Annotated in this window: 23 protein-coding genes; 10 read left to right on the top strand and 13 right to left on the bottom strand. The window is 65.5% G+C overall.

What is annotated here, in order from left to right; translation table 11 throughout:
- Positions 1 to 17 precede the first annotated feature (17 nt).
- Positions 18 to 677 carry an AMIN-like domain-containing (lipo)protein gene (locus tag ACVT6V_RS03380; protein WP_489898401.1) on the bottom strand — a complete coding sequence of 220 codons (660 nt, stop codon included), beginning with the start codon at positions 675 to 677 and terminating at the stop codon, positions 18 to 20.
- Positions 678 to 790: 113 nt separating this feature from the next.
- Here ACVT6V_RS03380 and ACVT6V_RS03385 point away from each other — a divergent pair, with 113 nt between their 5' ends.
- Entirely contained in the window at positions 791 to 1,513 is a 723-nt protein-coding gene (locus tag ACVT6V_RS03385; RefSeq protein ID WP_489898402.1) for a GNAT family N-acetyltransferase, read from the top strand.
- An 89-nt stretch (positions 1,514 to 1,602) separates the two neighbouring features.
- Here ACVT6V_RS03385 and ACVT6V_RS03390 read toward each other — a convergent pair whose 3' ends face one another.
- The 3 genes from ACVT6V_RS03390 to ACVT6V_RS03400 all read right to left on the bottom strand — a co-directional run bounded on the left by ACVT6V_RS03390 (position 1,603) and on the right by ACVT6V_RS03400 (position 6,301).
- Positions 1,603 to 2,097 carry a hypothetical protein gene (locus ACVT6V_RS03390; protein ID WP_489898403.1) on the bottom strand — a complete coding sequence of 165 codons (495 nt, stop codon included), beginning with the start codon at positions 2,095 to 2,097 and terminating at the stop codon, positions 1,603 to 1,605.
- Positions 2,098 to 3,957: 1,860 nt separating this feature from the next.
- Positions 3,958 to 4,602, bottom strand: a complete 645-nt coding sequence (locus ACVT6V_RS03395) for a hypothetical protein (protein ID WP_489898404.1) — start codon at positions 4,600 to 4,602, stop codon at positions 3,958 to 3,960.
- The gene (locus ACVT6V_RS03400; RefSeq protein ID WP_489898405.1) at positions 4,580 to 6,301 is read right to left on the bottom strand and encodes a TPR repeat domain-containing protein; all 1,722 of its coding nucleotides are present in this window, start codon (positions 6,299 to 6,301) and stop codon (positions 4,580 to 4,582) included. Before ACVT6V_RS03400 ends, ACVT6V_RS03395 begins: the two co-directional genes overlap by 23 nt.
- Before the next feature lie 576 nt (positions 6,302 to 6,877).
- Here ACVT6V_RS03400 and ACVT6V_RS03405 point away from each other — a divergent pair.
- Positions 6,878 to 7,498, top strand: coding sequence for a GyrI-like domain-containing protein (locus ACVT6V_RS03405; RefSeq protein ID WP_489900694.1), 621 nt, complete (start codon positions 6,878 to 6,880; stop codon positions 7,496 to 7,498).
- Positions 7,499 to 7,538: 40 nt separating this feature from the next.
- On the opposite strand, the gene ACVT6V_RS03410 is transcribed toward ACVT6V_RS03405, so the two are convergent.
- The 7 genes from ACVT6V_RS03410 to ACVT6V_RS03440 form a co-directional block, all read right to left on the bottom strand.
- The gene (locus tag ACVT6V_RS03410; RefSeq protein WP_489898407.1) at positions 7,539 to 8,132 is read right to left on the bottom strand and encodes a histidine phosphatase family protein; all 594 of its coding nucleotides are present in this window, start codon (positions 8,130 to 8,132) and stop codon (positions 7,539 to 7,541) included.
- 9 nt (positions 8,133 to 8,141) lie between these two features.
- Positions 8,142 to 9,278, bottom strand: coding sequence for a phosphotransferase family protein (locus ACVT6V_RS03415; protein ID WP_489898408.1), 1,137 nt, complete (start codon positions 9,276 to 9,278; stop codon positions 8,142 to 8,144).
- Positions 9,275 to 9,631 (bottom strand): hypothetical protein, encoded by a 357-nt coding sequence (locus ACVT6V_RS03420; RefSeq protein WP_489898409.1) that lies wholly within the window; start codon positions 9,629 to 9,631, stop codon positions 9,275 to 9,277. Before ACVT6V_RS03420 ends, ACVT6V_RS03415 begins: the two co-directional genes overlap by 4 nt.
- 24 nt (positions 9,632 to 9,655) lie before the next feature.
- Positions 9,656 to 10,507, bottom strand: coding sequence for an SDR family oxidoreductase (locus tag ACVT6V_RS03425; protein ID WP_489898410.1), 852 nt, complete (start codon positions 10,505 to 10,507; stop codon positions 9,656 to 9,658).
- 9 nt (positions 10,508 to 10,516) lie between these two features.
- On the bottom strand, positions 10,517 to 11,575 hold the full coding sequence (locus ACVT6V_RS03430) for a TIGR03857 family LLM class F420-dependent oxidoreductase (RefSeq protein ID WP_489898411.1): 1,059 nt from the start codon (positions 11,573 to 11,575) through the stop codon (positions 10,517 to 10,519).
- Positions 11,568 to 12,659, bottom strand: a complete 1,092-nt coding sequence (locus ACVT6V_RS03435; protein ID WP_489898412.1) for a phosphotransferase — start codon at positions 12,657 to 12,659, stop codon at positions 11,568 to 11,570. The genes ACVT6V_RS03430 and ACVT6V_RS03435 overlap by 8 nt, the downstream gene beginning before the upstream one ends.
- A gap of 269 nt (positions 12,660 to 12,928) precedes the next feature.
- A complete protein-coding gene (locus tag ACVT6V_RS03440; protein ID WP_489898413.1) occupies positions 12,929 to 14,662 on the bottom strand; it encodes a PEP-utilizing enzyme in 1,734 nt (577 codons plus the stop codon).
- Positions 14,663 to 14,911: 249 nt separating this feature from the next.
- Between ACVT6V_RS03440 and surE the strand changes: the two genes are divergently transcribed.
- The gene (gene surE / locus ACVT6V_RS03445; protein ID WP_489898414.1) at positions 14,912 to 15,685 is read left to right on the top strand and encodes a 5'/3'-nucleotidase SurE; all 774 of its coding nucleotides are present in this window, start codon (positions 14,912 to 14,914) and stop codon (positions 15,683 to 15,685) included.
- Between the two features lie 62 nt (positions 15,686 to 15,747).
- Here surE and ACVT6V_RS03450 read toward each other — a convergent pair whose 3' ends face one another.
- Together ACVT6V_RS03450 and ACVT6V_RS03455 are read right to left on the bottom strand one after the other, a co-directional pair.
- A complete protein-coding gene (locus ACVT6V_RS03450) occupies positions 15,748 to 16,374 on the bottom strand; it encodes a MarR family transcriptional regulator (RefSeq protein WP_489898415.1) in 627 nt (208 codons plus the stop codon).
- A complete protein-coding gene (locus tag ACVT6V_RS03455; protein WP_489898416.1) occupies positions 16,371 to 17,873 on the bottom strand; it encodes an AMP-binding protein in 1,503 nt (500 codons plus the stop codon). The genes ACVT6V_RS03450 and ACVT6V_RS03455 overlap by 4 nt, the downstream gene beginning before the upstream one ends.
- A 175-nt stretch (positions 17,874 to 18,048) precedes the next feature.
- On the opposite strand from ACVT6V_RS03455, the gene ACVT6V_RS03460 reads away from it, so the two are divergent.
- From ACVT6V_RS03460 to ACVT6V_RS03490, 7 genes are read left to right on the top strand one after another with little or no spacing between them, the layout of a single operon-like run.
- On the top strand, positions 18,049 to 19,248 hold the full coding sequence (locus tag ACVT6V_RS03460; RefSeq protein WP_489898417.1) for a cytochrome P450: 1,200 nt from the start codon (positions 18,049 to 18,051) through the stop codon (positions 19,246 to 19,248).
- Positions 19,245 to 20,690 (top strand): aldehyde dehydrogenase family protein, encoded by a 1,446-nt coding sequence (locus tag ACVT6V_RS03465; RefSeq protein WP_489898418.1) that lies wholly within the window; start codon positions 19,245 to 19,247, stop codon positions 20,688 to 20,690. The genes ACVT6V_RS03460 and ACVT6V_RS03465 overlap by 4 nt, the downstream gene beginning before the upstream one ends.
- Positions 20,687 to 21,520 carry an SDR family oxidoreductase gene (locus ACVT6V_RS03470; RefSeq protein ID WP_489898419.1) on the top strand — a complete coding sequence of 278 codons (834 nt, stop codon included), beginning with the start codon at positions 20,687 to 20,689 and terminating at the stop codon, positions 21,518 to 21,520. The genes ACVT6V_RS03465 and ACVT6V_RS03470 overlap by 4 nt, the downstream gene beginning before the upstream one ends.
- Entirely contained in the window at positions 21,517 to 23,004 is a 1,488-nt protein-coding gene (locus ACVT6V_RS03475) for a pyruvate, phosphate dikinase (protein ID WP_489898420.1), read from the top strand. The genes ACVT6V_RS03470 and ACVT6V_RS03475 overlap by 4 nt, the downstream gene beginning before the upstream one ends.
- A gap of 29 nt (positions 23,005 to 23,033) precedes the next feature.
- Positions 23,034 to 23,723, top strand: a complete 690-nt coding sequence (locus tag ACVT6V_RS03480; protein ID WP_489898421.1) for a TetR/AcrR family transcriptional regulator — start codon at positions 23,034 to 23,036, stop codon at positions 23,721 to 23,723.
- Positions 23,720 to 24,763: a 2Fe-2S iron-sulfur cluster-binding protein gene (locus tag ACVT6V_RS03485; protein WP_489898422.1), complete on the top strand. Its 1,044-nt coding sequence runs from the start codon at positions 23,720 to 23,722 to the stop codon at positions 24,761 to 24,763. The genes ACVT6V_RS03480 and ACVT6V_RS03485 overlap by 4 nt, the downstream gene beginning before the upstream one ends.
- A gap of 60 nt (positions 24,764 to 24,823) precedes the next feature.
- Positions 24,824 to 26,569 carry a DUF3556 domain-containing protein gene (locus tag ACVT6V_RS03490; protein ID WP_489898423.1) on the top strand — a complete coding sequence of 582 codons (1,746 nt, stop codon included), beginning with the start codon at positions 24,824 to 24,826 and terminating at the stop codon, positions 26,567 to 26,569.
- Positions 26,570 to 26,644: the final 75 nt, after the last annotated feature.

The following is a 26,644-nucleotide window of genomic DNA, read 5'->3' on the forward strand; positions in this document are numbered from 1 at the left end:
ACCAATGCCGACGACAATCAATGGGCCAGGTACAGAACGATTTCCGTCGCGCCGGTGTCTGCCGTTCGCGACTCCACCGCGAACGGCACCTGATGATCGACGCCGACACCGAACGTGGTTACACCCTCGAACGAGCCGGCGAAAGCGATCTGCCGCAGAGTCCGATAGGTATCGTCGGCGAGGAACCCGAACCCCCGGAACAGGTTCGGATCGGCAACCGGAGCGAAGACAGAGAGCTGCAGGAACGCCCCGCCCTGCAGCGGGACCGGCCGGCCGGAGGCGTCCTGGGTGACCTGGGGGACGTATCGGGCCGAGAAACCGACGTCGGAGGTGGTGTCGGTTCGCACGACCACCTGGTCGAAGCAGTCACCGGCGCTCGGCGTCACGTTGTCGATGCCCCCGTCGGTGGTTGGGCTTCGTGGGGGTGCGGTGTCCTCGGCGGTGTTCCAGTCGGCGGGGTTCATCCCCTGGTCGGTGCAGTCGGCGGTCGGAAGTGATGAGGATGCGCTGGGAAGCGGAGCGATATCGGTGGCGACGCTCGATGCCGCGCTGGTTGCCGCAGTGCCTGATTGACCTGGGCCGGCGGGCTCGGAATCGCCACCCGACGTGCACCCACCCGCGAGCAGCACCGTGACCAGTAACCCTGCCGCTGTGGTGAGAATCCGTCGCGTGTCCATCTCGCTCTCCGTCTGCCATGTCCTTCGAGCGTAGGCCGTCGACCGCCCGCGACCTATCGGAACCACCCGGACTTGGCTCGATCGGAGCAGGTGCTGATCGGTATCGTCGGGACGTGGTCACCAGCTATTCCGAAGCAGCACCCGGTTCGCTGCACCCTGACCACGACTTCCTGGACAACCCAGCGCTCGCCGCGCTGACCGGACCTCACGCCGTGTTCGCGGAGCGATACGGCAACGCTGTGCGCTACCAGACGGATGTGTGCCCGATGGCGGCCCTCCCCGATGACCCGACGGAAGCGGACTGGGCCGCCGCGGCCACACTCGTCGGTTCCGGCCGTTCGATGTTCTTGCCCGTCGTGACCGTCGCCCCGCCGGTCGGCTGGGGCGTGACGATGAGCATGCCGGGTGTTCAGATGGTGGCCGACGTCGTCGACGACGCCCCGGATGACGAGGCGGTGGAGCTCACCGCCGCCGACGTGCCCGAGATGATGGATCTGGTCCGGCGCACCGAGCCCGGACCCTTCCGGCCACGGACCATCGAACTCGGCAGTTATGTCGGCATCCGCCGCGACGGACGTCTGGTGGCGATGGGCGGTGAACGACTGCATCTGCCCGGCTGGACCGAGATCAGTGCAGTGTGCACCGATCCCGAGTTTCGCGGTCAGGGATTGGCTACTCGCCTGATCCACGCTGTCGCACATGGTATTCGGCTGCGCGATGAGTCACCGTTCCTGCACGCGGCCGCTACCAACACCGGTGCCATCCGGCTGTATGAGCAGCTGGGATTCATCGTGCGGCGTGAGGTGATGTTCCAGGTGTTCACAGCGCCGGGATAGGTGCGGATGACTCGACCGCCCGCCGAAGGGATCGTCGTTGCGACTGCCGGCCCATCGCCGTTCGGCATGTCGGGGTGCGCGTTCGCGCGTCAGGTGAAGATCTCCGACGACGCACGTTGATGCAGCGACTGCAGGGTCGCGGCCTGCCGTTGGTCACGCTCGTCGTACGCGCGGAGCTGCTCGCGTGTCTGACGGTCGACGACGTCGTCGTCAAGCGCGAGCCCCAGTTCCCACATCGCCTTCTTGGCCAGCAGCAACGACCGCATCGCCTCGAGCGCCAGGACCCGGCGGAAATGCCCGCGGGTGGGCTTGAGCGGCGCGATCACGCGACGCGCGGCCGCCGTCACCGCGAACGTCGGGGGCACCCACCTCTCGGATAGTCCGCTCACCGAGGCCGCCCACTGTCGGGCGAATGTGGCCTCGTCGGCGAGTTCCTCCGGCAATCCGCCGAGCTCACCCTCCGTCCACGGATCACCGGCCAGTAGTTCGGCCAACCGGATGCCGGCAGCCGAGCCGATCAGGTGCATGCGTAGGTAAGTGGCGAGGAGTTGGCGTCGATAGGGGCTGATCTGCGTGACGTTCATCGGGGTGGGGTACCCAGGCGTGTGTGTATTGACACGCATCGGTCTCGTGCCGCAGCCGACCCCGGACAGAGCTGCGAGCAGAGTACCCGGCTTGCGGGCCGCTGGCCGCCCGCTGATTTCGGGCTGGCGGTGTGGATGGTCGAGGGCGCTGGGCAGTGAGTGGAGTAGAGCGTGACCGGCACCTTGCCCTATGGAGAAGGCCAACCCGGATACGAACGCAACGCGTCTGCGGCCGGTGCCATTCGGCCACATTCCTTCACTGGATTGGCCTTGTCCGGGTCTCCGTCCTTCCAGGTACGTTGAATCTTTGTGATCCGCCATCCTCCAAACACATTCGTGGATGGCATGCTCGCCGGCCCGCGTTGATCCCCCGGAGGATTTGCCCCGCTACGAACAAAGGAGATCAGCACTACCCCGGGACCTGACGCCGTGAATCGCTTGCTTGTCGACACGGCCGTCGGCAGCTCAATTCGTTCCATGAAGCAGACACGCGCACGCTCGCCGGAGCCATCCGTCTCCACCCGCGCAATCTTGGTCCGATAGTCGTATCCGTACGTTAGGTACATGCCACCCCCGTCGTCATACCGGCTCATCGCCGACTGGTCTTGGAGCGCATTCAGGTAGCCGGGAAACGCCGACCCTGGGTCGCCGGAAACCGAGTCGATGAAGTCCGACTCGTACGCCGCTCGTATGAAAGTCGCGACAGGTGTTTCCAAGTCAATTGCGCCGTCGGTACTCCACACCACGTTCAGGCGGAGGCCGAGACCGCTTTGCTGTTCAGTCTCGGGGCTTACAGTGGGAGAGGTTGATTCACTCCGACTGTCAGGGCCGTCTCCGCAGCCTGCAGTCACCATAGAGACGATCAACGAAACTGCGACGACACCGAGGAACCGCGCATTCCTACCTAGGTTTCGTACTCGCATCGCCTGGTTCCGGCTGCGTTGCGTGGTCAATACGCGACCCCCGTGTATGCCGTGACATTGTACTTTGACATTGTCGTCCCTGTTCCCGAGTTCCGTTGAGTCAAAGGAACTCTGGACATCCCCCCGCGGCCCGACTCGGTCAACCACCACGCGCGTCATCACAATTCTGAATCTGTGAAATCCCACAGATAGCGAAGACCACTAATCACCCTGTTGTAGAGGCCAACCCGGATGCGAGGAGTCGAGCGCACGCTGAGGGACCAGCCCAGTGCACTCTGACCGAGCGTCAGGTGCCGTCGGATCTCCTTGCCGCCATGTCCGTTGGATCTCGGTGATGTGCCACCCGCCGAATACGTTCGTCCGCGGCATCTCCGCGGGACCGCGTTGTTTGTCCGGTGGCGACGCACCGTCTGGTGTGTAAGAAATCAGCCGCACTCCGGGCCCCTGCAGATCGCCAACGTTATCGGTGGCGTCATCGGCTGAATGACGCGGTGCCAGTGGTACCTCTGTGTACGCAAAACACACCCTTGCGACGAATTGACCGCCGATTGATCGGTCGATCCGGGAGATCTTTGCCCAGTAGTCGTAATCGTAGTCCTGAAATAGGCCGCCGCCGGACGCGTAGAGGCTGCGAGAGTCTGGGTCCTGCAGCGCCTCCGCGAAACCGGGGAATGCGTCCCCAGCGTCACCAGATAGAGCCGCGATGAGGTCAGATTCGAATGAGGCCCTGATGAATGTCGCCTCGGAGGTGGTCAGTGCACTGCTATCGTCGGCTGACCACGCAATCTGAAGGTGAATATCGTCTGGCAGACGCTGACCTATCGCGACAGACGAGGACGTGCTGTTGGCTGCATCGACCGTCGATTGTGCGGAACAACTCGAGACAGCAACCGTCAGTGACAGCGCCGCACATGCTGCTGGGAGGGCCTTCGGAGTCCTACCGCGGTGGCCCACTCGCAGCTCGCGGGCTCGGTTGCTCAGTGCGATCAATTAGTGACCCTCCTCCTTCTTCGGAGTAGTTCTGCAGAAACTTCTCACTCGATTGACTCAGCTCGGTCGAGTTGTAGAAACTTTGGAATCTCGCAGGGTGCTCTCGGATCTTCTCCCAGTCGAGGGTTCCTTGATCGTCGAAGAAGTTCATTGGCGGGTCGAGGCCGTCTCCGTGCCAGGCCCTATCGACGACATCGGGGTTGTCGGCCACGTAAGCGTTCAAGGCGTGATACGAGAGCGCGACTCCCGCAGTCAAGTCGGAATGCGTGTGGCTGTAGCTCTCGATCTGGGATTCCCAGGGCTGCGTCTCGCGTGGGTCACCCGGAGGGAGGCCTAGTTCGCTGTCCTTGATCGCAGGCCCCGCCATCGTGGCAGCATCCGATAGCCCCGGGATACTCAACCCTTGCAGGAGTCCCAAGGCATTGTCGATGTCAGCCCCCTTGCGCGCATATTCGACGCTTTTTCCCCAATCCTCGTTCTCCTTCAGAATCCCTTCAACATCGCTTATCCCGTCGTCAGCACCACGGTGAAGTTGTCCGGCCGGTATGCCGAGACCTGAGCGGCTCGGGTCATCGCCGAATTGATGCACCAAGTAGTTCTCCCAGGCGGATGACCCGCGGGTGAGCATCTCCCCGGGCCGTGCGATCTGCAGCGACGGAGCTGAAGAACTTCGAGAAGTCCTCTACCCGAGCCAGTTGGTGAACGTGGTGATTGACGAGCATGGCGTCCGGGACATCGAAAAAGTTGCCGATGTACGGTGTAGCGCTCCGCGCAATTGTCTGCGCCATTTCGGGATTGAGTTGACCGAACGTGGTCTTTTTGTCGTCCCCCACCTCAATGTGCGCCAACTCATCGTGATGCGCAATCATCGTGTCCGCCAGCGCGGACATCGATCTACCCGCCAAGACACCCTCATGGCCGGCGCTGCCGGCAGAATCACCGAGCCAACTCACCATCGACTTCGCGCCGAGCTCGTCGGGTTCCCAATTCGTCTCCAGCAGGTCGAGCACGTGACTGTCGGCGTTATAGTGACTGCCGGGGGTGACAGTGACATCCATGTTGTTGCCGGTGAGGAAATCCGTCACCGCTTGGTGATCGCCAGAGCCGTTGTGGAACATCGCATCAACGGTCTGACGGAGTTCACCCTCGTCGATCCGGTGGTCGTAGCTCCCGTAGTAGTTGCCCGATCCGCGGGGTCCGAGCCCGCTACCGATCTCCGAGGCCTGCTTGAGCAGGCCACGATCGATGTCGGCCCCGAGACGCAGTCCCTGATCGCTGCGGCTCAGGATGCCGTTGAGCGAACGGAAGTCATCCAGACGGGGCACATCAAGGTACGACTGGATCGTGGGCCCGACAACCGCAGTGTCGATGCGAGTCGGCTTGTCCTGCAACAGAGTCCGGACGCCGACCGGCATCTGTCCCATGCCGCCCCTCTCGCCCGCGAGCGTCTGTAGGTTGGGCATCGACATCAGCCGAAGTGCGTCGCCGAGCTCGCCCGGGTCGCGCTGATCGAGGTCTTCCATCTCTTGCAGACTCACACCGTCGAGACCTCGCATCAACGATTTGAGGTAGTCGAACTGGCCTTGCGACATGTAGGCGGGCCGGCCCTCGCGCAGGGCTTCCAGTTGCTCAGGCGTCAAGGTTGTGGCGGCATGTAGTCGTGCGAGCTGCTCGCTGGTCGCACTGCCTGACCGCAATGCCTGCAGGTCTGTCGCAGTCTGCCCACCCAACAGTCCAGCGGCCACCGGTGCGATCGAGCCGATTTCTCCGTTTGCTGCCCGAACGGCAGTCGCGCAGGCTGTGTCGGCTGCCTCGAGCTCGTGGGCCAGCCGGGTCAGCCGGACCGTGGCGTTCTTGGCCTCCTCCGCACGCTGTCGCTTCAACTCGGCGATCCGTGCCTGTTCGTCGCTGTCCCCGGCTGCGAACGCTTCGGCGAGCCCGTACTTGTATCCGTCGGTCACGGTCCAGTTGTCGGCCACGTCAAAGCTGGCCGCCTCGAGATTGCGCGCCGACGACTTCAGATCGGCGACCATCGGCGTCATGGCGGCCTGCCCATCGGTCAGTGCGGTCCGCAACGTCGCGACGGCATCGCTGACCCGGTGCATCTGCGTCTTCTCGCTGTCGGCACGTCCGGTCGCATCGGCCCGGGCCTGGCCATGCCAATTCAGCCCGTGGATCGTCCGCTGGATCGAGTCGGCCGCACGACTGATGCCATCGCTCACCGGAGTCAGCGAGCCGGCGAGCTCACCGAGTTGGCTCAGGTCGGCGTGTTCGACCACGCTTCGTGTCATCCGTGTCATGAGCTCAGGCGTCGGGGTCCTTGTTCAGGTCTCCGACAGCGCGTAGCCGACGTGCCGCGATGACATCGGCAGACGTGAGCGAATGAGCCCCGGTTCGCAGAGCGTCCGCGAACTGTTCGCACCTACCGGAGATGGTTGCCAAGGTCTGTCTGACGGCATCAGCAGAGTGGCTCATCGCTTCGGAGGTCTCGAACCCCGTCAGACCACTCGCAGCCCCGTTGGGACTCGGAATACCTGGTAGTGAGCTGGCAAGCGAGCTGAATGAGCCCGATCCCAGGCCCTTCACAGAACTGCCAAGTTCAGCGATCGTCGATCCCGCGGCCTCTAACTCAGCCGGATCGACCTGCACGTTCGGTGTCGTCATCTGCCCCCGCCAGTGTTCACACACGTGTTTATCCGTTTCGCCAATATAGGACGCACCGCATCTGTGTTCGGTTCCGGGGAGCCCGCCGTGATGCCGGTCACAAAACGTGGCCGTGTCGAGCGCGATGCGCTGACCGGCTCGCCTCAACCATCGGGCCCAGGCGATGGAAATCGGTGCGCACATGGGCTCGACCGCCACACAATATCCCGATGAAGACCGACTTCAAGAAGACCCTCGACTCCTACAAGGCCAAACACGACGAGTTACGGGTCCTCGACATCCCTCCCATGCAGTACCTGATGGTGGACGGCCACGGGGACCCGAACACGGCGGCGGACTATGCCGACGCCATTGCGGCGTTGTATCCGGTGGCCTACCGGCTGAAGTTCACGAGCAAGAACGATCTGGACAGGGACTACGTCGTACCGCCGCTCGAGGCTTTGTGGTGGGCCGCCGACATGGAGTCGTTCACCACCAATCGGGACAAGTCGCAATGGGATTGGACGGTCATGATCATGACACCGGACTGGATCGATCAGCCGATGGTCGACGCCGCGATCGACGCCGTCGCGGCCAAGGACCGGCCCGCGGCGCTCGGCAAGGTGCGCCTGGGCACCATGTCCGAGGGCCGCTGCGTCCAGACACTGCACATCGGCTCGTACGACGACGAGACACCAATCCTCGAACGCCTCCACCGCGAGTTCATCCCCGATGCCGGTCTGCGGATGACGGGCAAGCATCACGAGATCTATCTCAGCGATCCGCGCCGCGTCGAGCCGGCGAAGCTGCGGACAATTCTGCGGCAGCCGGTGGTGGATGCGTGAGGGTCTCGAGACCACTCGCTACCACCACTTGCCCTGACGATCACCCCCGCAGATGATCGACCTCATTGACCGACAGCACTTCGCGGTATCCGTCCCCGTCTGCTCGAATCCGCGTCACCGACGTGTAGTGCGGGTCGGTGAAGAATATCCTTGCCGCGCCGATCACTTCGGCCAGACAGACGTTGATGACGCCACCATGACAGACCACGGCGGTCACGCCCCCGGCGTCATTGTCGATCGCTGCGTCGAATCCCGCGAGGACCCGCGCCCGAAAAGCGGCGGGGTTGAACGAGTGGACGCCGACGCGTCCCGCATTCATGTCACGCCAGAGGGCATGCCGCTCGGTATAGGCGTCGAGATCCAGCCCATAACTGGTCCAGCCCCGATCGAGTTCCGCGAGACGCTCATCGACGACACCGTCGATCCCGAGCGCCTCCGCCACGAAAGCCGTCGTCCGCGCGGCCCGTCGCATCGGGCTGGTGATCACCCGGCCGACCGTTCCGTAACGACCGTCGGCGAGCGCGTGGGCCAGTCGTTTGGCCTGTTCCTCACCCGCTGGGGTGAGATCGGGGTCGGCCCCGGCGGGATCGGTGAGATGAAAGGGTTGCGCGTGGCGGATCAACAGCAGCTCCATGCGCAGGCGTCACCCCACGCCCAAGGCGAGTGTCACGTTGCGCAGCGCTGCAACCGATCTCCAGTCGATGACCGCGGCACAGTTGCGTTCCAGCAACGCGAGGATCAGCCGATTCACCACAGGGTTGTCCGGGAGGACGTCCAGCGCGGCGAGTGAGATGTACAGCCCGCTGAGCACCTGAATCTGGTAATCCGATGTGGCGGTGGCCAAGTCGTAGCCGGTCGCACGTTCACCGAAGACCTCGACATACCGCCGGATGAGTCGCAGCTCGTGGGCGCGGCGATCGGCGACGTCGACGCTACCCGACATGAAGTAGCCGACGTCGTACATCGGATTCCGCAGCCCGGTGACCTGCCAGTCGATGATTATGGCGGCGATGTCGCCACCGGATTGATCGAAGAGGACGTTGTCGACTCGCGGGTCGCCGTGGGTGAACGTCAGCCGCCGGTGCGGGAGGAGATGCCAGTCCCGTACCAGGTCGGTGGCCTCTTGAATCGCCTCCAGCGATTCGGGAGGCAGGTCGTCGGCGAAGCGCTCCAGAGCGATTGCGGCGCCTCGGCCCGCCGCGTCTGACCAGTAGTCGCATACGTCGGGTAGCCGGATCATCCAGCCATCGGCGGTCTCGTCGGTGAGGGGGAAGTACGCGGAGTGCAGGCGGGCCAGTTCGACGATGACAGCCTCGGCAGCGTCGGGGCCTGCGCCGGCCACCTGATCCCCGGGCGTCGTCGAGGTGCTGAGGTCCTCCATGACCAGGTTGATGGTGGTCTCATCGCCGGTCACCCAGTACTTCAACGGGATACGGCAGGCGTGTCGCTCACTGATGGACCGATAGGCGCCGATCTCGCGATGATAGGCACCGCTGCGGAGTCCGTGGGCGTGGACGTCGGCGTTGCTGGGCCGGAGTTTGACCACCAACGCCGGTGGTGCGTCACCGGGTTCGCCGGCGTAGTCGACGGCCACCCGGACGGTGTCGCTGACGTTGCCTGCGCCGATCGGGGTCACCGCGACACCGGTGACGGTCGCATCGGGAATCCCGGAGTGGCGCAGAACCGATTGAATCCATGCGTCGTCGATGTCGTCGACGACCTCGATCAGTCGGGGTTCCGGGGCGACGGAGGGGTCGGCTCCGCTGATGTCTGTGCTCATGACCATGACCCTTCGAAGTAGTTGGAGTTCCAGACGTCGGTGATGACGCCGCCGGATGCTTTGAAGATCTCTATGCCGCAGAGTTTTTCGCCGGTTGCACGTCGTTCCGCATTCCAAGTGAGCGAGGCGAACGAGTCGTCGCCGACCAGGGTGACGATTGTGAAGTGTGGGTCGTGAGCGGCGAGATCCTTGGTGATCCTCTCGATCTGCTCGGCCCGCGTGAGATTTGTGACCTCACCCGCGGAGTGCCGCGCCATGGGTTCGCCGCAGATCTCATGCACGAGGTCGACGTTCTGGGCGTTGTAGAGTTCGAAGAGGTACCGCTCGACGAGACGTGTGGGGCTGTCGGACATGTGTTCTCCTGGGGTCAATGCTTCTCAGGCGTCGACGAAGAAGTCGAGGTCGACGGGCTCTGCTCCGCCGTAGACCGAGATGTCTCGGACACCGGCGGCGGTGATGACGTCGGCGTCGATCAGGCACTCGCCGGTCTCCGAGGTCGGCCGCGCGAGGACGAACGCCGCCGCGTCGGCCATGATCTGCGGATCGCGGGCATGTCTGGTGCCCTCCGCGCCACCGAGCAGATTCTGGACGGCTGCGGTGGCGATGGTGGTCTGCGGCCACAGACAGTTCGCCGCGATCCCGCGATCGGCGAACTCGGCCGCGAAGCCGAGGGTGAGCAGGCTCATGCCGTATTTCGCGAGCATGTAACCCGGGAACAATCCGAGCCAGTCCGGCGACATGTTCAGCGGCGGTGAGAGCGTCAGGATGCGCCCTCGATCCGAGTCGGCCAGATGCGGTAGGCAGGCCTGGGTGAGGGCGAAGGTGCCGCGGGAGTTGACACTCTGCATGAGATCGAAGCGCTTGAGCGGTAGGTCCGGGGTCTTCGACTGGTTGAGCACACTCGCGTTGTTGATGCAGATGTCGATCCCGCCGAAGCGGTCGACGGCGGTGTCGACGGCGCGCTGGATGTCATCGCCGTTGCGCAGGTCGCCGACCACGCCGATCGCCTTTCCGCCCGCACTCTCGATCTCGGCGACCGCGCTGTGGATGGTTCCGGGGAGCCGCGGGTCAGGAGCGTCGGTCTTGGCGAGCAGCACGATGTTGGCGCCCCGGTGGGCCAGGGTGCACGCGATGGCCAGCCCGATGCCACGACTTCCGCCGGAGATGACGACGGTGTGGTCGGCGAAGGCGTCCGCGGGCAGCAGTGTCCGGATCTGTGATTCGACCATGGGCGGAACTCATACTTTCTGTGGTTGTCTGGTGAACGCGGCAACGGTGGAGGCGAGCTCGGTAGGCGTCGCGCCGTGCATGATCACGCCGTCGACGCCGAGGTCGAACTGGTTGCGGACGAGGTCGGCGCAACGTTCGGGGGTGCCGGTGGCGGCGCAGTCGAGCCATTCGTCGGGCACGACCGTGCGCAGCCGGTCGAACGTCGCGGTGTCACCCACCGCGTCGGCCCACCCGGGCAGTTCCTGCACGACGTCGGACGCCCGGAACCGTTCCAGCGCCACAGGGTCCCAACGGTTGGTCTCGACGAGCAGATCTCCGTACACCTGCAGGTACGTCGCAATCCGGCCGACGGTCTTCTTCAGGAAGGTCTGCTCGTCGATCTCGTCGGACACCGTGGCGTAGCACGACCACACCTTGACGGCCGCCGGATCGCGTCCGGCCTGCTCGGCCGCATTGCGGATCTCCTTGACGACCCGTGCGGTGGTGTCGTCGGAGAAGAAGGTGTGCAGTACCACCATGTCGTATGCGCGTCCGGCCAGCTGCAGGGTGCGTGACCCGAAGGCCGTGGTGCACAGCGGGATCTGCTCGTCGAAGGTCGGGTCCAGGGCCAGCTTCGGGAAGCGCCCGAGTGGGCCGTCGTAGTCTCTGATGACCTCGCCGCGCCACAACCGTCGCATGAGGTGGGCGAACTCCTCCATCTGTTCGGTCGTTGTCTGGCTCAATCCGAGGCCGGCGATCTGGGGGCGCAGGCCGCGGCCGATGCCGAGGGCGAAGCGGCCACCGGTCAGTCGGTGCATGGTCGTCGCGAATGCCGCGGTGATCGCCGGGTTGCGCGTGTTGATGTTGGTCGCCGCGGTGGTGATGCCGATGGTCGACGTCGTGGCGCCGGCGGCGCCCGAGAGTGCGCACGCCTCTTTGACATTCAACCGTTCGGAGATGAACGCCTGGCCGAGGCCCATCGACTCGGCGAGAGCGAGTTCGTCGAGCATGTCGCGTGGCGATTCGACGTGGCCGCCCAATGTGTAGAAGCCGAGCCGATCGGTGCCGATGTCGGAGCGCTCAGACATGGGCCACCTCCCCGGCGATCTGGAGCATCACGTCGAGTGCGCCATGGTCTCGCGCATGGGCCAGGGAGTTCGCGACCATCGAGACGAACAGGTCATCGCCACGGTCGGTCCGGGCGACGAGCATCGCGGCGGCCACCCCGATCACAAAGTTCTGGAAGGTACCGACCGCGAAGTGGCTCCGCAGATCGTCGGCGGTGTAATCGGTGACGCCCTGCGCGGTCAGCTCATCGTGGTACGCGCGCAGCAGGTCGGCTTCGTGGGCGCGGCGTGTCTCGGTGTCGAGGGCACCGCCGATGAAGTAGGCGATGTCGACGGCGCCGGGCGCGAAGATGACCGTCTGCCAGTCCAGGACGACGAGCGGGACGTCGCCGCCGGCGGCATCGAAGAGCACATTGTCGGGACGGAAGTCGCCGTGCTGCACGGTGAACGGCGCAGCCCGTAGTGCGTTGTAGTAACCGCGGATGTTGTCGGTGAAGGACTGCCCGAGTTCGAGGTCGTCGTTGCCGAGTCTGTCGGCGTAGCGCTCGCGGAATCCTGACCACCAGAGCGGCATCATCTCGGCGAAGCGCTCCCAGTAGGTGTCCGAGATGTCGAGCCACGGGTTGCCCACCAATTCGGCCGATCCCCAGAACGGGGCGTGGAGTCGAGCAGCCTGACGGACCGCGAGTTCGGTCTCCGCGATAGTGCAGCCCATGAGTTGGTCACCCTGCCGGGCGGGACTCAGATCCTCCAGCAACAGAACGAATTCGGTGTTGTTCGAATCGATCTCGGCATGATGACACGAGGGGACACGGACATCGACGCGCGGGGCGATCTCCTGGTAGAACCGCACCTCACGCAGGTAGTTGAGCTCGGTGCGTCCGGCCGACCGACTCCGCTCGTCGTCGGAACTGAGCTTGGCAACGAATGACGCAGGGGCCGTGGTGGGTCCGGAATAGGTGGCTCGGATCTGCACGCTGTCGGCGACCTGACCGGTGCCGATCGGGCTGCTCTCGACGGCGGTGACCGACACGGTGTCGGCCAGCAGCCCGTCGCGGTGGAGGATGTCGTCGAGCCAGGTGGCGCAGACGTCAGATGCATGCATGCGGAACTCCCGGTTAGGTGGCAGGGTTGAGCACCCGACACTGGGTGCCGTCGGCGAAATGTCGGGTTCTTTCGGCGAGATTGAGGGTTCTTTCGGCGACGGATCGGGTTCTGTCGGCGACGGATCGGGTTCTGTCGGCGAGATTGAGGGTTCTGTCGGCGGGTGGGGTGGATCGGCCGGCCCCGGGATCCAGGGGCATCCGGGGCCGGCCGGGCTTCGATTCCCCACGCTCGGCGGAGGCTTCGCGGCCCTCGCCTTAATGATCGGCCTCAGACGAGGGTGACGGTGCCGGTCGTGCCGTCGACCTCGACGATCGCGCCGTCGGTGATTCGTTTGGTCGCATCGGTGGCCGAGACGACACACGGGATGCCGAGCTCGCGGCTGACGATCGCGGCGTGTGAGAACGGCGCACCGACGTCGACCACGACGGCCGCGGCGGCGACGAACAGCGGTGTCCAGGACGGGTCGGTGATCGGAGCGACGAGGATGTCGCCGGGTTCGAGTGCCGACGGGTCGTCGGGGCTGGTGATCACCCGTGCGCGTCCCTTGGCAGTTCCGCCGCAGGCCGGCACGCCGGTGATGGTCTCCCCTACACCCGCCACGGTGGCCGAACTATCCGAGCGCAGAGCCCATTCCACCACCGGCGGCGGTGTGCCGTCGACGACGAACGGTGGCTTGCGGTCGAACAGGTCGAGGTAGCTGCGCTCGCGCTCGGATACCGTGGCCGTGTAGTCCGCCGGGTTCTGAATGAAGTCGGGTAGTTCCGAGGCAAACAACATGAACACCTGTCGGGGCGATGCGAGCGCACCCTTCTCGGTATAGCGGCGACCGAGTTCCAGTCCGGACAGACGGATCTCATGCATCAGCATCGCCGCGGTGGTCCGGCCCCGTTCGCGCCCGCGCATCCATAGTGCCGACGCATTCAGGACCGCCTCGAACTGGGCCGACGCATCTGCGTCGGCGGCCAACATCTCGCGGATGGCCGCTACCGCCTCGTCGCGTTGTGCGGACCGTTCGGCCGCCTTCGCCTCGGGCGCTTCGCTCTCCGAGACACTGCGCATACGGTCGAGGGTGGCCAGCGCGAGGTCGGGATCCACGCCCCAGGTGATCGCCCGGATCTCCCACTCTGCAGGCCCGCGGAAATCCCAGTCGGCGAGGAACTGGTCCAGCTCGGTTCGGAACTCCTGTACTGCAGACGAATCCGACTTCACGAGCTTCGCGTACAGCCCCTTGGTGCCGGAGTCGAACAGGGCCGCGATGTCGGGATGTTGCGCCAGACGGCTGAGCTTCCACATCCCGAGAGACGGGCCGGCAGAGTCGACGTTGCCGAGCCCGGCCACAAGCGTCAACGCCTGCTCGGGTTTGCCGACCGCCTCGGCAAGTTGGGCGATGGCGCCCAGCCCGACCCCACTCTTGAGGCTGGCCTCGATGTGATGCTTGAAGAGTCGGCGCAGCAGGACCTCGAACGAGTGCATCCGGTCGATGAGCTGGGCATCGGTAAGGGTGCCCAGATCCGGTCGGGTCCGGCGGACCTCCTCGACCTCGACACGATCGGCGTCGTAGGCAGCGAGATCGGTGGCGCCGAGCACCTGTTCAGCCAGCCACGCACCTGCCTTGGCCTCGTATTCGGGATTTTCGTCGAAGTCCCGCTTCTCGCTCTCGTAGCTGGGAATGCCCGGCATGTCGCCGAAGTACTGAAGGTCGACGGCTTCTGCCGACATTCCCGGGACCCGGACACCGAACAGCCGCATCAATGACATGTTGATGTACAGGTAGCTGCCGAACGCGGGAAGAATGTTGAAGTCGACGGTCTCGTCGTAGAGATCCGAATCCCAGACTCCGCACGCGACGAAGGCATCGCGCCACCCCGGCTCGAGGCAATGTTGGAACCCCAGCGATGCGTTCAGCGGGGTGATCGGATCCGGGAAGATCTCACCGACATTCGCGCGTGAGTACAGCGGGAAGAGCTTCGAGGTGTCATCCATGAGGGGCCAGTCGGTCATCTGGCGGCCTCCTTCCGTGTCGCGGTGAGTTCGGTGGTGCCGCATCTTCGTCATTCCGACAGCTCGCTGATTAGCGAACGTTGAGTCACATTATTGTGTGATGCCCCTCACTCTGTCAAGATGGTCTGACGTGCTGTTTCCATTACCCAGCTCCAGTTTGGCGTTCTACGGCGATCTGTTCGCTGGACAATCTTGTGACGAGTGAGTCACTATCGATGTGAGGGCGATTCCGCCCGGGAGGAGTCGATGATGCGTGTACTGGTCACGAACGACGACGGGTACGACTCGGTTGGCCTGGTCGCCGTGGCCCGGGCGCTGCTCGCGGACGGCCATGATGTGACCGTCGGCGCGCCCCTGACCGAGCGCAGTGGCAGCGGCAGCTCACTGGGAACCATCGAGGACGGCTCGCGAATCCCCTTGTTCGAAAATCGGATCGACGAACTCGGTGACACGCCGGTGTTCGCGCTCGATTGCCCGCCCGCGCTCGCCGCGATCGCGTTCTGCTCCGGAACCTTTGGCCCACCTCCGGAATTGGTGGTCAGCGGCATCAACCCCGGGCACAATACGGGCCGATCCGTGTTGTTCTCCAGTACCGTCGGCGCCGTGTTGGCCGCCCGTGTCGCCGGCGTCAGCGGACTCGCGATCAGTACCGGTTTCGCCCCCGGACATCGATTCGACACGGCCGCCGAGGTGACCCGAGGTTTGGTCGATTGGTTCACGGCACGCGGCGGCTCGACTGCGCCGCTGACCCTCAACGTGAATGTGCCGGATCTCGATTATGCTGCGCTGCAGGGTGTTCAGGTCGCCGATCTCGGCGCCAAGAGTATGTTCACGTTGCGTGTCGTACGGACAGAGGACGACCTGGTGCTGCGCCGGGTAGAGCGGTCGTCCGGCTTCCTCGCGGGGACTGATGGCGCTGCGGTTGCCGACGGATATGTGTCGGTGACCCCGTTGAGTTCGGTGGGCGCGGATCTGGGAGCGCTCAGCGGCGACGTGCCGGAGTTGGTGGCGGGAATTCGTTGAGCGCACGCCCACCCCGAGCCTGAGAGGGTCGGGGTGGGCGGTGGCGAACCGGACGCGAGCGGCTACTCGTCGTCGGAACCGCGTTCGCGGCCGACGGTGAGCAGGAGGTCCTGGTGCAGTTCCATCCAGATGTCGTGGTAACTGTCATACATCGGCCGCGCGAAGGCGGCGTTGTCGCCGTTGCGGACCTTGGCCAGCGCATCGTCCAGACGGTCGCGATAGCGGGCCCAGCGGGGCATGTCGGTTGATGCGGTGGTAAGGATCTCGACGATCCGTTGGTGTCGGTCGGACAGGTCCCCGACGACCGAGGCGTCGTAGTCGGCGTCGGTGTGGTCGTTGGGGGTGGTGTCGTCGCGCATCTGCCAGGCGCCGCAGATCTGTTTGAAGTCGGTGTTGATGGGCAGGAATGCCTCGTACAATGCCGTCACCGCCCGGATCTGCGTGTCGTCCAGGCCGTGCTCGCCGCGCAACTCCACGTACTTCTCCCGTCCGGCCGGGGTGAGCATCGTGCCTGCCATCCGGCCCTCCCGGCGCATGGCCCAACCGGCGTCCACGATCTCGCCGACGACGGGCGCGAGGTCGTCGACCGAACGTCCGGTCATCGCGGCGAGTACGGCATCGGATGTGAGTCCCTTGACCCGCAAGGCGTGCATCACTTCGACGAGATCGTTGTCGGTGGTGGTGGTCATACTCTCTCTCCTTGTGCAAAACGTGCTGTGAGACTTCGCTTGTCGAGCTTTCCGGTGGGCAGGCGAGGCAGGTCGTCGGTGAACTCCACCACGCGTGGTGCCTTGAAGTGTGCGAGACGGCCCCGGCAGAACTCGATGAGGTCTCGCTCGGTGAGCACCACGCCCGGGCGGGTCTCGACGACGGCCTTCACCGATTCACCGAATTCCGCATCGGGGATGCCGATCACGCCGACGTCGATCACGTCGGGGTGACTCAGCAGTACCTCTTCGATCTCCTCGGGATAGATGTTCACGCCGCCGGAGATGATCATGAATCCCTCGCGCCCGACGAGATACAGGTAGCCGTCGTCGAGGTAGCCGATGTCACCCATCTGGCGCAGGGCCGGTGTGTTGCCGGCGCTGTCGTAGGTCTGGGGTGTGGTGCTCTCGAAGCACACTCGCCCGCGTACGCCCTCGACTGCGGGCGCGCCGTCCGCATCCACGATGCGCACGCGCGTGGAGCCGAGGGGGCGCCCGACCGATCCGGGGTGACTGCGGACCTCGTCGGGACCGATATACGTGTGCCCGTAGCCTTCCGAAGCCCCGTAGTACTCGTGCAGGATCGGCCCCCACCAGTCGAGGATCTGGTCCTTCACATCCACGGGGCAGGGTGCACCGGAGGTGACAGCCACCCGATGGGTCGGCGACAGCTCGACACGTTCCCGTTCGGGCAGACGCAGTAGCCGCACGAGCATCGTCGGCACCCATTGGGAGTGGGTGACGTGGTGTCGGACGATCGCCGTCATCGCGGCCGCGGCGTCGAATCGTTCCATGCATACGACTGTTCCGCCGGCGGCGAGGGTGATCAGCGCAAAGGTGAAGGGGGCGGCGTGATAGTTGGGTGCCGGAGACAGCAGGCGCGTGGCCGCATCGATACCGAGTTTGTCGACGAGTCCGGAATGCCGCCGCGGTGCGTCGGCGGGGTGCACGCCGAGCAGGTCTTGCGCGAAGCGCTTGGGCCGGCCGGTGGTGCCGCCGCTGTAGAGGACGCGCGCTCCGAGGAGTTCATCGGCGATCGGGGTGACCGGTTGCCCGGCCAGCGCGTCGGCGAAGGTCACGAAGCCGGGATGAGGGCCGTCGGCGCAGATCGTGACAGCGGAGGTGGCGGGACTGCCGTCGACGGCCTCGGCCACGGCGTCAGCCACGGTCCTGCTGGTCACGATCGCCCGCGGGGCCGCTTCGTCGAAGAGGGCGGCCAGCTCGGCCGGCTTCAGATGCCAGTTGACCGGCGTGACATACAGCCCGCTGCGCATGCCGGCTGCCATCACAACCGGCCAGTGGATGTTGTTCTCCATCGCGATCAGCACGGTGTCTCCGGCCGCGACGCCGTGCTCCCGCCAGAAGTGGGCCAGTTGATTCGACCGTTCGTCGAGCTCGCGGTAGGTGATCGACTGCCCGGAGCCGGCCATCACGAACGCGACGGCGTCGGGTCGGTCGGCGGCGATGGCTGGTGGATACACGGCACTCCAATTGCGAATGGTCAGTCACTTTGGGGACCGGCCCGCCAGGCCCGTACCTCGTGGTGACGCGTTCAAGATTGTTTCACCTTTGTGGTTCACAGCACACCATAGTCTATGATTTAGTGAAAGGGCAGTCGCAAACCAGATTCCTCCGAGCATCACCCCGGGAGCCGAGATGACAAGCGTCGAGAGTATCGACCTCATGGACCTACGGCCCTTCGCCGCCGGCACCGACCATGAGCTGTTCGCCCACCTGCGCGACAACGACCCGCTGCACTGGAACGCCGAACCCGACGGCCCCGGGTTCTGGTCGGTCACCCGCTACGACGACGTCAAGGCGGTCGCGTCCAATCATGAGGATTTCACCGTCACGCAGGGCACTCAGATCGCCAGCAGACGGGCCGAAGGGGAAGGCGCCCGCAGCATCCACCACGTCGACCCGCCGGAGCACGGACCGTTGCGCGGCATCGTCACGCCCCATGTGCGGCCGGTGAAGCTCAAGTCCTTGGAGAAGGACATCGCCGCCGTCATCGACGGTCTGCTCGACGACACCACCGGGCGCACCGATATCGACTTCGTCGCCAACGTCTCGTCGCAATTACCGCTCGTGATGATCGGCCGCCTGCTCGGCGCGCCGCTGCAGGACTGCCCGAACCTGCTGCGCTGGACCAATCAGATGGCCAGCGAGGATCCCGACTATTCCGAGGGACCGCAGACGGCGATCGCAGCGCGCGACGAGGTGTTCGGCTACTTCCGCGCCCTGGAGAAACTGCGCCGCGAGTGCCCGGCCGAGGACCTGGTGAGCGTGCTGACCGCCGCCGAACTCGACGGTGTCCCGCTCTCGCGCGGGTACCTGGACGCGTACTACCTGATCCTGATGGTCGCGGGCAACGAGACGACGCGAAACCTGCTGTCCGGCGGCGTGAATCTGCTTGCCGAGAATCCTCAGTGGTGGGATTTCATGCGGGAGAACCCGGCGAAGATCCGTGTGGTCGTCGAGGAGATGGTGCGGATGGTCTCACCGGTGCTGTCGATGCGGCGCACCGCGACACGCGATCTCGAGATGCACGGGAAACAGATCTCCGCAGGCGACAAGGTCGTCATGTGGTTCTGCTCGGCCAACCGTGACGACCGCGTCTTCGACGACCCGGAAACGTTCATCGGCAACCGTTTCCCCAACGAGCACCTGGGGTTCGGATGGGGTGCGCACGCCTGCCTGGGCTCCAACCTGGCGAAGATGGAGGCCCGACTGTTCTTCACCAGGATCATCGAGCGCAACCTTCAGATCGAGGTTCTGGGCGAGCCGAACCGGTTGCAGAGCAACTTCTTCCGTGGCATCAAGACGCTGCCGGTCACCATCGGGGAGCGCGGATGACCAGCGTTCAGAGTGCCCGACCCGCCGGCCTGGTCTCGCCGGCCGCACACATGGTCGACCGCACGGTCGGGACCGGCGATGAGATCCCCGTCGTCGACCCGTACACGGACACCGTCATCGGCGTGACGCACGAGGCCGATGCGGCACTGGTCCATGAGGCGGTGGCGTTGGCCGACACGGGTTTCCGGTTGTGGTCAGCCGTCGATGTCGCCGGCCGCGCCACTGTCCTGCGGCGTACCGCCGAGATCCTCACGGCGCGTGGGCAGTCGGTGGCGGACACCGTGACCGCCGAGATGGGTATGCCGACGACGTTGGCTGTCGCCACGCAGCAGGTGATGCCGGTCGCGGTCCTCAACGCGATCGCCGATGCGGCAGAACAGTTCCCATGGGACGAGCCGATGAACGGTGCGACCCTGCACCGGGTACCGGCCGGGGTGGTCGCCGCGATCACCCCGTGGAACATGCCGGTCCACCAGATCGTCGCCAAGGTGGCCGCGGCGCTGGCCGCCGGCTGCAGTGTGGTCCTCAAGCCGTCCGAGGCCACACCCTTCGATGCCCAGCTCATCCGGCGATGCTTCCTCGACGCCGGGCTTCCGGCAGCCGCGTTCAGCATCGTCAACGGCACCGGCCCGGTGACCGGCACCGCGCTCGCCGGCCATCCCGGCATCGCCCACGTCTCCTTCACCGGGAGCGTCGGCGCGGGAAAGTCCGTCGCTGCCGCGGCCGCCGGCGCACTGACCCGCACCACTCTCGAACTCGGCGGGAAGTCGCCGGCGGTGGTGTTGCCCGACGCCGACTTCGAGACGGTCCTGCCGCGGGTTCTGGCCAGTGGCCTGGTCAACTCGGGGCAGGCCTGCAACGCCACCACCCGGATCCTCGCCCCGCGTGCCGCCACGTTCACCGTGGAATCGACATTGGTGCAAACGCTGAGCGCCGTCACGCTCGGTGACCCGACCGACACGTCCACCACCCACGGTCCGTTGGCGTCACGGCGGCAGACCGAGCGTGTGCTCGAGCACGCGGCCCTCGCTCGAGACACCGCACGGGTCGTCGCGGGAAGCGGTGAGCGCGTCGCGATCGGCGACTCGCGGTGCTTCGTCGACCCGCTGGTCGTCACCGACCTCGGGCCCGATGCCCGAACCGTCCGGGAGGAGATCTTCGGTCCGGTGCTCGTCGTCCAGTACTACGACTCGGTGGCCGAGGCGATCGAACTGGCCAACGACTGCGACTACGGACTCTCGGCCGAGGTGTGGTCGGCCAGTGCGGAGCACGCCGTGGAAGTCGCCGATCAACTCGACGTCGGGCAGGTCAAGATCAACGGCGTCAAGACCCGGGAACGGCCCGGCGTACCGTTTGGCGGCGTCAAGAACTCCGGGTACGGACGGGAACTCGGCGCCACCGGCCTCGCCGAGTTCACCGAGATCAAAGCGGTGATGGCATGAGCAGCAACGCCCGCGGCCGCACCTATGTGGTGACCGGCGCCGCATCCGGGATCGGGCTGGCGCTGGTGACGCGCATCCTGGACCGAGAGCCGAACGCGGATGTCCTCGGCATCGACCTCACCGAATGTCCGGACACCCGCGTGCGATCCGCGTCCTGCGACCTGTCGGATCTCGACGCGATCACCGATCTCCACCTGCCCGATCACGTCGACGCGCTCGCCAACGTGGCCGGCGTACCGGGGACCGCCCCCGCGGGAACCGTGCTGGCGGTCAACACCCTCGGCATGCGTGCCCTCACCTTCCGGGTCCTCGAACGGATGGGTCCGGGCGCGAGCATCGTCAATGTCGCCTCGATTGCGGCACACCGCAACACACTGCCGTCCGACGCGGTCGCGGCCTTGCTGAATGTCACGGATCGTGAGGGTCTGGACGACTGGCTCGCCGAGCATCCAATCGACGGCGCGGCCGCCTATGACACCTCCAAGCGCGCGGTCGTCGACTGGACCGTATCCCTCTCGGCTGCACTGCAATTGCGCCAGATCCGGGCGAACTCGGTGAGTCCGGGACCGACCGAGACCCCGATCCTCGTCGACTTCGAGGCCTCGATGGGCGCCGACGCGATCGCCCGGTCCGCGGCCCATGTGGGCCGACACGGCACCGCCGCCGAGTCCGCGGCCGCCGTCGACTTCCTGCTGTCCGTCGACTCCGCCTGGATCAACGGCGTCGACCTTCCCGTCGAAGGCGGATTGACCGCCATCCGCGCCGCCTTGCTGCCCGCCCCACTGACCTCACCTCGTACGGCCCCCACCACGAAGGGACTATCCCGATGAGTCCGATCCCCACCACCCCCGACGTCGTCACCCTCGACGGCACCGCACCCGCGGACCGGGACCTGCTGGGCGGCAAGGCGTACAGCGTCAACAAGATGCGCGCCCTGGGCCTGCCCGTACCGCCCGCGTTCGCGCTGACCACCCCGGTGTGCGGACGCTTTCACGAGAACGGCGGTGCACTGCCCACCGACGTCTGGGAGACCGTGCTCGAGCATCTGCGCGCTCTGGAGTCCGAGACCGGGAGGCGGTTCGGCACGGGCCCGTTCCCCCTGCTCGTCTCGGTCCGTTCGGGGGCGGCGCAGAGCATGCCCGGCATGATGGACACCGTGCTCAACCTCGGGCTCACCCGAGAACTGGCCGACGAGATCGGCTCGGCCACCGGCGATCCCGTCTGGGCCGACGACACGTGGGAGCGCTTCTGCACCGGTTTCGGGGACATCGTCCGCGGCGACCGGACCGCGATGCCGCCCGCCGATCCGCTCGAACAGCTACGTGAGGCCATCGGCGCGGTGTTCCGATCCTGGACCAACGAGCGCGTCACCGCCTACCGTAAGCGGCACGGCCTCGGCGCAGGCGGCGGCACCGCGGTGACGGTACAGGCGATGGTCTTCGGTAACCGCGACGACCGTTCCGGCACCGGTGTCGTGTTCAGCCGCGACCCGAGCACCGGCGAGCACGCGCTGTTCGGTGAGTGGTTGAGGCAGGCGCAGGGCGAGGACGTGGTGTCCGGTGAGCGCACCCCGGAGTCCATCAGCGAGTTCGGCAGTCACGCACCAGAACTGTTCGATCGGTTGCAGGAGATCGCCACCGTCCTGGAACGCGAGCACCGCGACCTCGTCGACATCGAGTTCACCGTCGAGAGCGGAAAGCTGTACATGCTGCAGTGCCGCTCGGGGAAGAGATCGGCGCGCGCTGCCGTGCGCGTCGCCGTCGACCTTGTCCGCGAGGGTCTCATCGACCGTGCCGAAGCGCTGTCACGGATCAGTGCGGACCATGCGCAGGTGCTGGCGAACGAGTCGGCGGTGGCATCCGACGCCGCCGTGCTGGCTCGGGGCACCGCGGCGGGTCCGGGCGTCGCGGTGGGCGTGGTGTACACCGACACCGACGACGCCTGCGATGCGGCGGCGCGCGGGGAGAAGGTCATTCTGGTACGACCGTCCACGTCTCCCGCCGATGTCCCGGCCATGTTCGATTCTGTTGCGGTGGTCACCGAGGTCGGCGGAACCACCTCGCACGCGGCGCTGGTCTGTCGCGAGATCGGGCTGCCATGTGTGGTCGGCTGCGGTTCCGGGTTGACCACCACCCTGGCCGGGCAGACCGTGACCGTCGACGGCAGCAGCGGCACGATCTACGCGGGAGATGCGGCGGGGAGTGCCGATCGTAGAGACACTTACGTAGACGAACTGCTCACCTACCTGCCACCCGACCTTCCCTCCGATCACGCGCTGGCACCCTTGATCCGACACAACGCCTTACCCGCCTGATCCCTCCACTGAGGTTCGAAGGAGCAACGATGACCGACGGAATCGACGCCATCTACACTGCCGCCGGCCTGGTCGAGGAGACCGGCGCGACGCCCAAACGGCCGAATCGCCGCGGCGAGCAGACCCGCGACAAGTTGATCCGCGCGGCCGAGGAGTGCTTCACCGAGTACGGCTACACCCGTACCCGCATCTCCGACATCACCAACCGGGCCAACACCGCTCAGGGCAACTTCTATCGCCATTTCACCGGGCTCGACGACATCTTCCTGGCAGCGCTCAAACCGTCGCTGGAAGAGCTCGCGAAGGCGCGGCTGCGGCCCGACCATGCCCACGGCGAACTGGAGTCACTCATCGGTGTCAACACCACCTACCTACAGGCCTATGCGCGCAACCGGCACATGTTGCGCCTGCTGCGTGAAGCAGCTGCCGCCAGCGAGAACAAGGGATTCCAGCAGCTCTGGCTCAACCTGCGCGGCGACTTCGTGAAGCGCACCGAACGCTGGCTGAACCGGCTGGCCGAACAGGGCCTGATCGAGGCCGGCGACCAGCACATGCTGGCCGAGACCCTCGGCTGCGCGACCGAGCAGATGGCCTACGTGCACGTGGGCCTACCAGCCAGCACACCACGTCGCGAGGAGATCGTCGAGTTGGGAAATGCGCTGGGGCAGTTGTGGTATCGAGCACTTCCGCTGATCTCGTCGGAGGAACGCGTGTCATGACCGAGCTTGCCGCACCCGTCCGACCACGCACCCTCGGCCTCGATGCCACCATCGTCGACGTCCGGGACGAGACCGCCGACGCGCGGACCATCACCTTCGAGTGGCCCGGGCACGATCACTACCGGCCCGGGCAATTCGTGACGATCCGCATCCCGAGTGAGGTCACCGGATTCGTCGCACGCAGCTATTCGCTGTCGACGGCTCCCGGTATCGACCCGCGGCCGGCGATCACGGTGAAACGCACCCACCAGGGATATGGATCGAACTGGTTGTGCGACAACGCGACCGTCGGCATGACGATGCACCTGCTCGCGCCGTCAGGGGTGTTCACCCCGCACGGGTGGGACCACGATCTGCATCTGTTCGCTGCCGGAAGCGGGATCACCCCCGTGCTGTCGATCATCAAGGCGGCTCTTATCGAGCACAGCAACCGGGTCACCCTCTTCTATGCGAACCGGGACGCCTGCTCGGTGATCTTCCGCGACATCCTCGACGACCTCGTCCGGCGGTATCCGGACCGGCTGACGGTGGTGCATTGGTTGGAGGACGAGCGCGGACTACCCACCGCGGAATCCGTCGGTGAACACTGCACGATCGCCGACGGCGACGAGGCCTTCATCTGCGGCCCGGCCCCGTTCATGGACCTCGTCGAAGGCGCCCTCGCCGCCACCGGCGCCGACCACCACCACGTGCACGTCGAACGCTATGTGTCGCTGACCGGTGATCCGTTCACGCTCGACACCGCGCCGGCGGGCGAGGACGCCGCATGCGCCACGGTCACGGCTCGACTGGACGGCACAACGTACACGGTGACATGTCCGGAGAACACCAAACTGCTCGACGCCATGCTGGCCGCCGATGTGGATGCACCGTACTCCTGCCGAGAAGGCGACTGCGGATCGTGTGTGGCCCGGTTGGTGTCGGGCGAGGTCGACCGCGGCGACGGCATCGCCCTCGAACCGGAGGATGCGGCCGACGGGTACCTGCTGACCTGCCAGTCGACCCCGACGAGCGCTGACGTGGAGATCGACTTCGAGTAGACGGAACGGTACCGTCGGAACCCCTACCAAGCACTAGCTTGGTTTGCTAGGTTCGCAACGGTGGGATTCCTGAAACAGACCACCCCCCAGATCGACTTCCCGACCTGGAGTCAGGGCAGTCGGGCGGAGAAGATCCGGCCGATGGCCCGGCACTGGGCCGAGGTCGGCTTCGGCACCCCGGTCGCACTGCATCTGTTCTATGTCGGCAAGATCGTGGCCTACATCCTCGTGGGCTGGGCCATCGTCATCACCACACCGGGTATCGACGGCTTCTTCGACGTCACCGCCTGGTACAACGAGCCGATCGTCTTCCAGAAGGTCGTGCTGTACACGATGCTGTTCGAGGTCGTCGGCCTCGGTTGTGGGTTCGGGCCGCTGAACAACCGCTTCTTCCCGCCGTTGGGGTCGATCCTGTATTGGCTTCGCCCGCAGACCATCCGTCAGCCGCCCTGGCCCGGCCGCGTCCCGCTCACCCGCGGCGATTCCCGTCAGGTCGTCGACGTCGCACTGTACGCGGCGTTCCTGGTGATGCTGGTGGTCGCGCTGTTCACCCCCGGGACGGGCCCGATTCCCGCGCTGGACACCACGGTCGGAGTGCTGCCGGTGTGGCAGATCTGGACCGTCCTGGCTCTCCTGGCGGTCCTGGGCCTGCGCGACAAGACGATCTTTCTCGCCGCCCGCGGCGAGGTGTACGCCGCGCTGACGGTGACGTTCCTGTTCACCGGTGTCGACATGATCATCGGCGCCAAACTGATCTTCCTGTGCATCTGGATGGGTGCGGCGACGTCGAAGCTCAACAAACATTTCCCGTTCGTCATCGCGACGATGATGTCGAACAACCCGATCTGGCGCTCCCCCAAGGTCAAGCGCAAGTTCTTCGAGAACTTCCCCGACGACCTGCGACCCGGTAAGCGATCCCGATGGATCGCGCATTTCTCCACTGCCGTCGAGGGTCTCGTGCCGATCGTGCTGTTCTTCTCCCATGGTGGGTGGCTGACGGCGGTCGCGGCGATCATCATGGTGGTCTTCCACTTCGGCATCCTGTCGTCGATCCCGATGGGTGTTCCGTTGGAGTGGAACGTCTTCATGATGTTCGGGGTCGTCACCCTGTTCGTCGGGCATGCCGATCTGGGGCTGACCGACCTGCAGTCGATGTGGCCCATCGTGTTGTTCCTCGTGTCCGCCGGCACCGTGGTGATCGGAAACCTGATGCCGCGCAAGGTCTCGTTCCTGCCTGGTATGCGCTACTACGCGGGAAACTGGGACACCTCGCTGTGGTGTGTGAAGCCGTCGGCCTCGGCGAAGATCGAGAAGGACATCGTAGCGATCGCGTCGATGCCCGCCGCGCAACTCGAACGGTTCTACGGCAGCCCCGAGGCCGCGCAGATCCCGCTGTACATGGGATATGCGTTCCGCGCGTTCAACAGTCATGGTCGGGCGCTGTTCACGTTGGCGCATCGGGCGATGCGCGGCAATCCTGAGCAGGAGTACGTGTTGACCGACGGTGAGCGGATCTGCAGCACCGCGATGGGCTGGAACTTCGGCGACGGCCACCTGTCCAATGAGCAGTTGATCGCCTCGCTACAGCGCCGGTGCCGGTTCGAGCCGGGCGACGTCCGAATCGTGTTACTCGACGCGCAGCCGGCTCATCGGCAGACCCAGCAGTACCGGCTCGTGGACCCGGCGATCGGCGAGTTCGAACGAGGATTTGTCCAGGTCGCCGATCTCGTCACCAGACAGCCGTGGGATGACGAGGTGCCGGTGACCGTGACGTGGCAGGCGGAGAGCCGGAATGTGGCCGACTGAAGTCTGCGACCCCGCCGCGACACGAGGTCTGCGACGGGGCCACATGGCATGAGCTCGAGCGCGTTCAGGTCACCG

This window comes from Gordonia sp. LMA167, assembly GCF_058130025.1.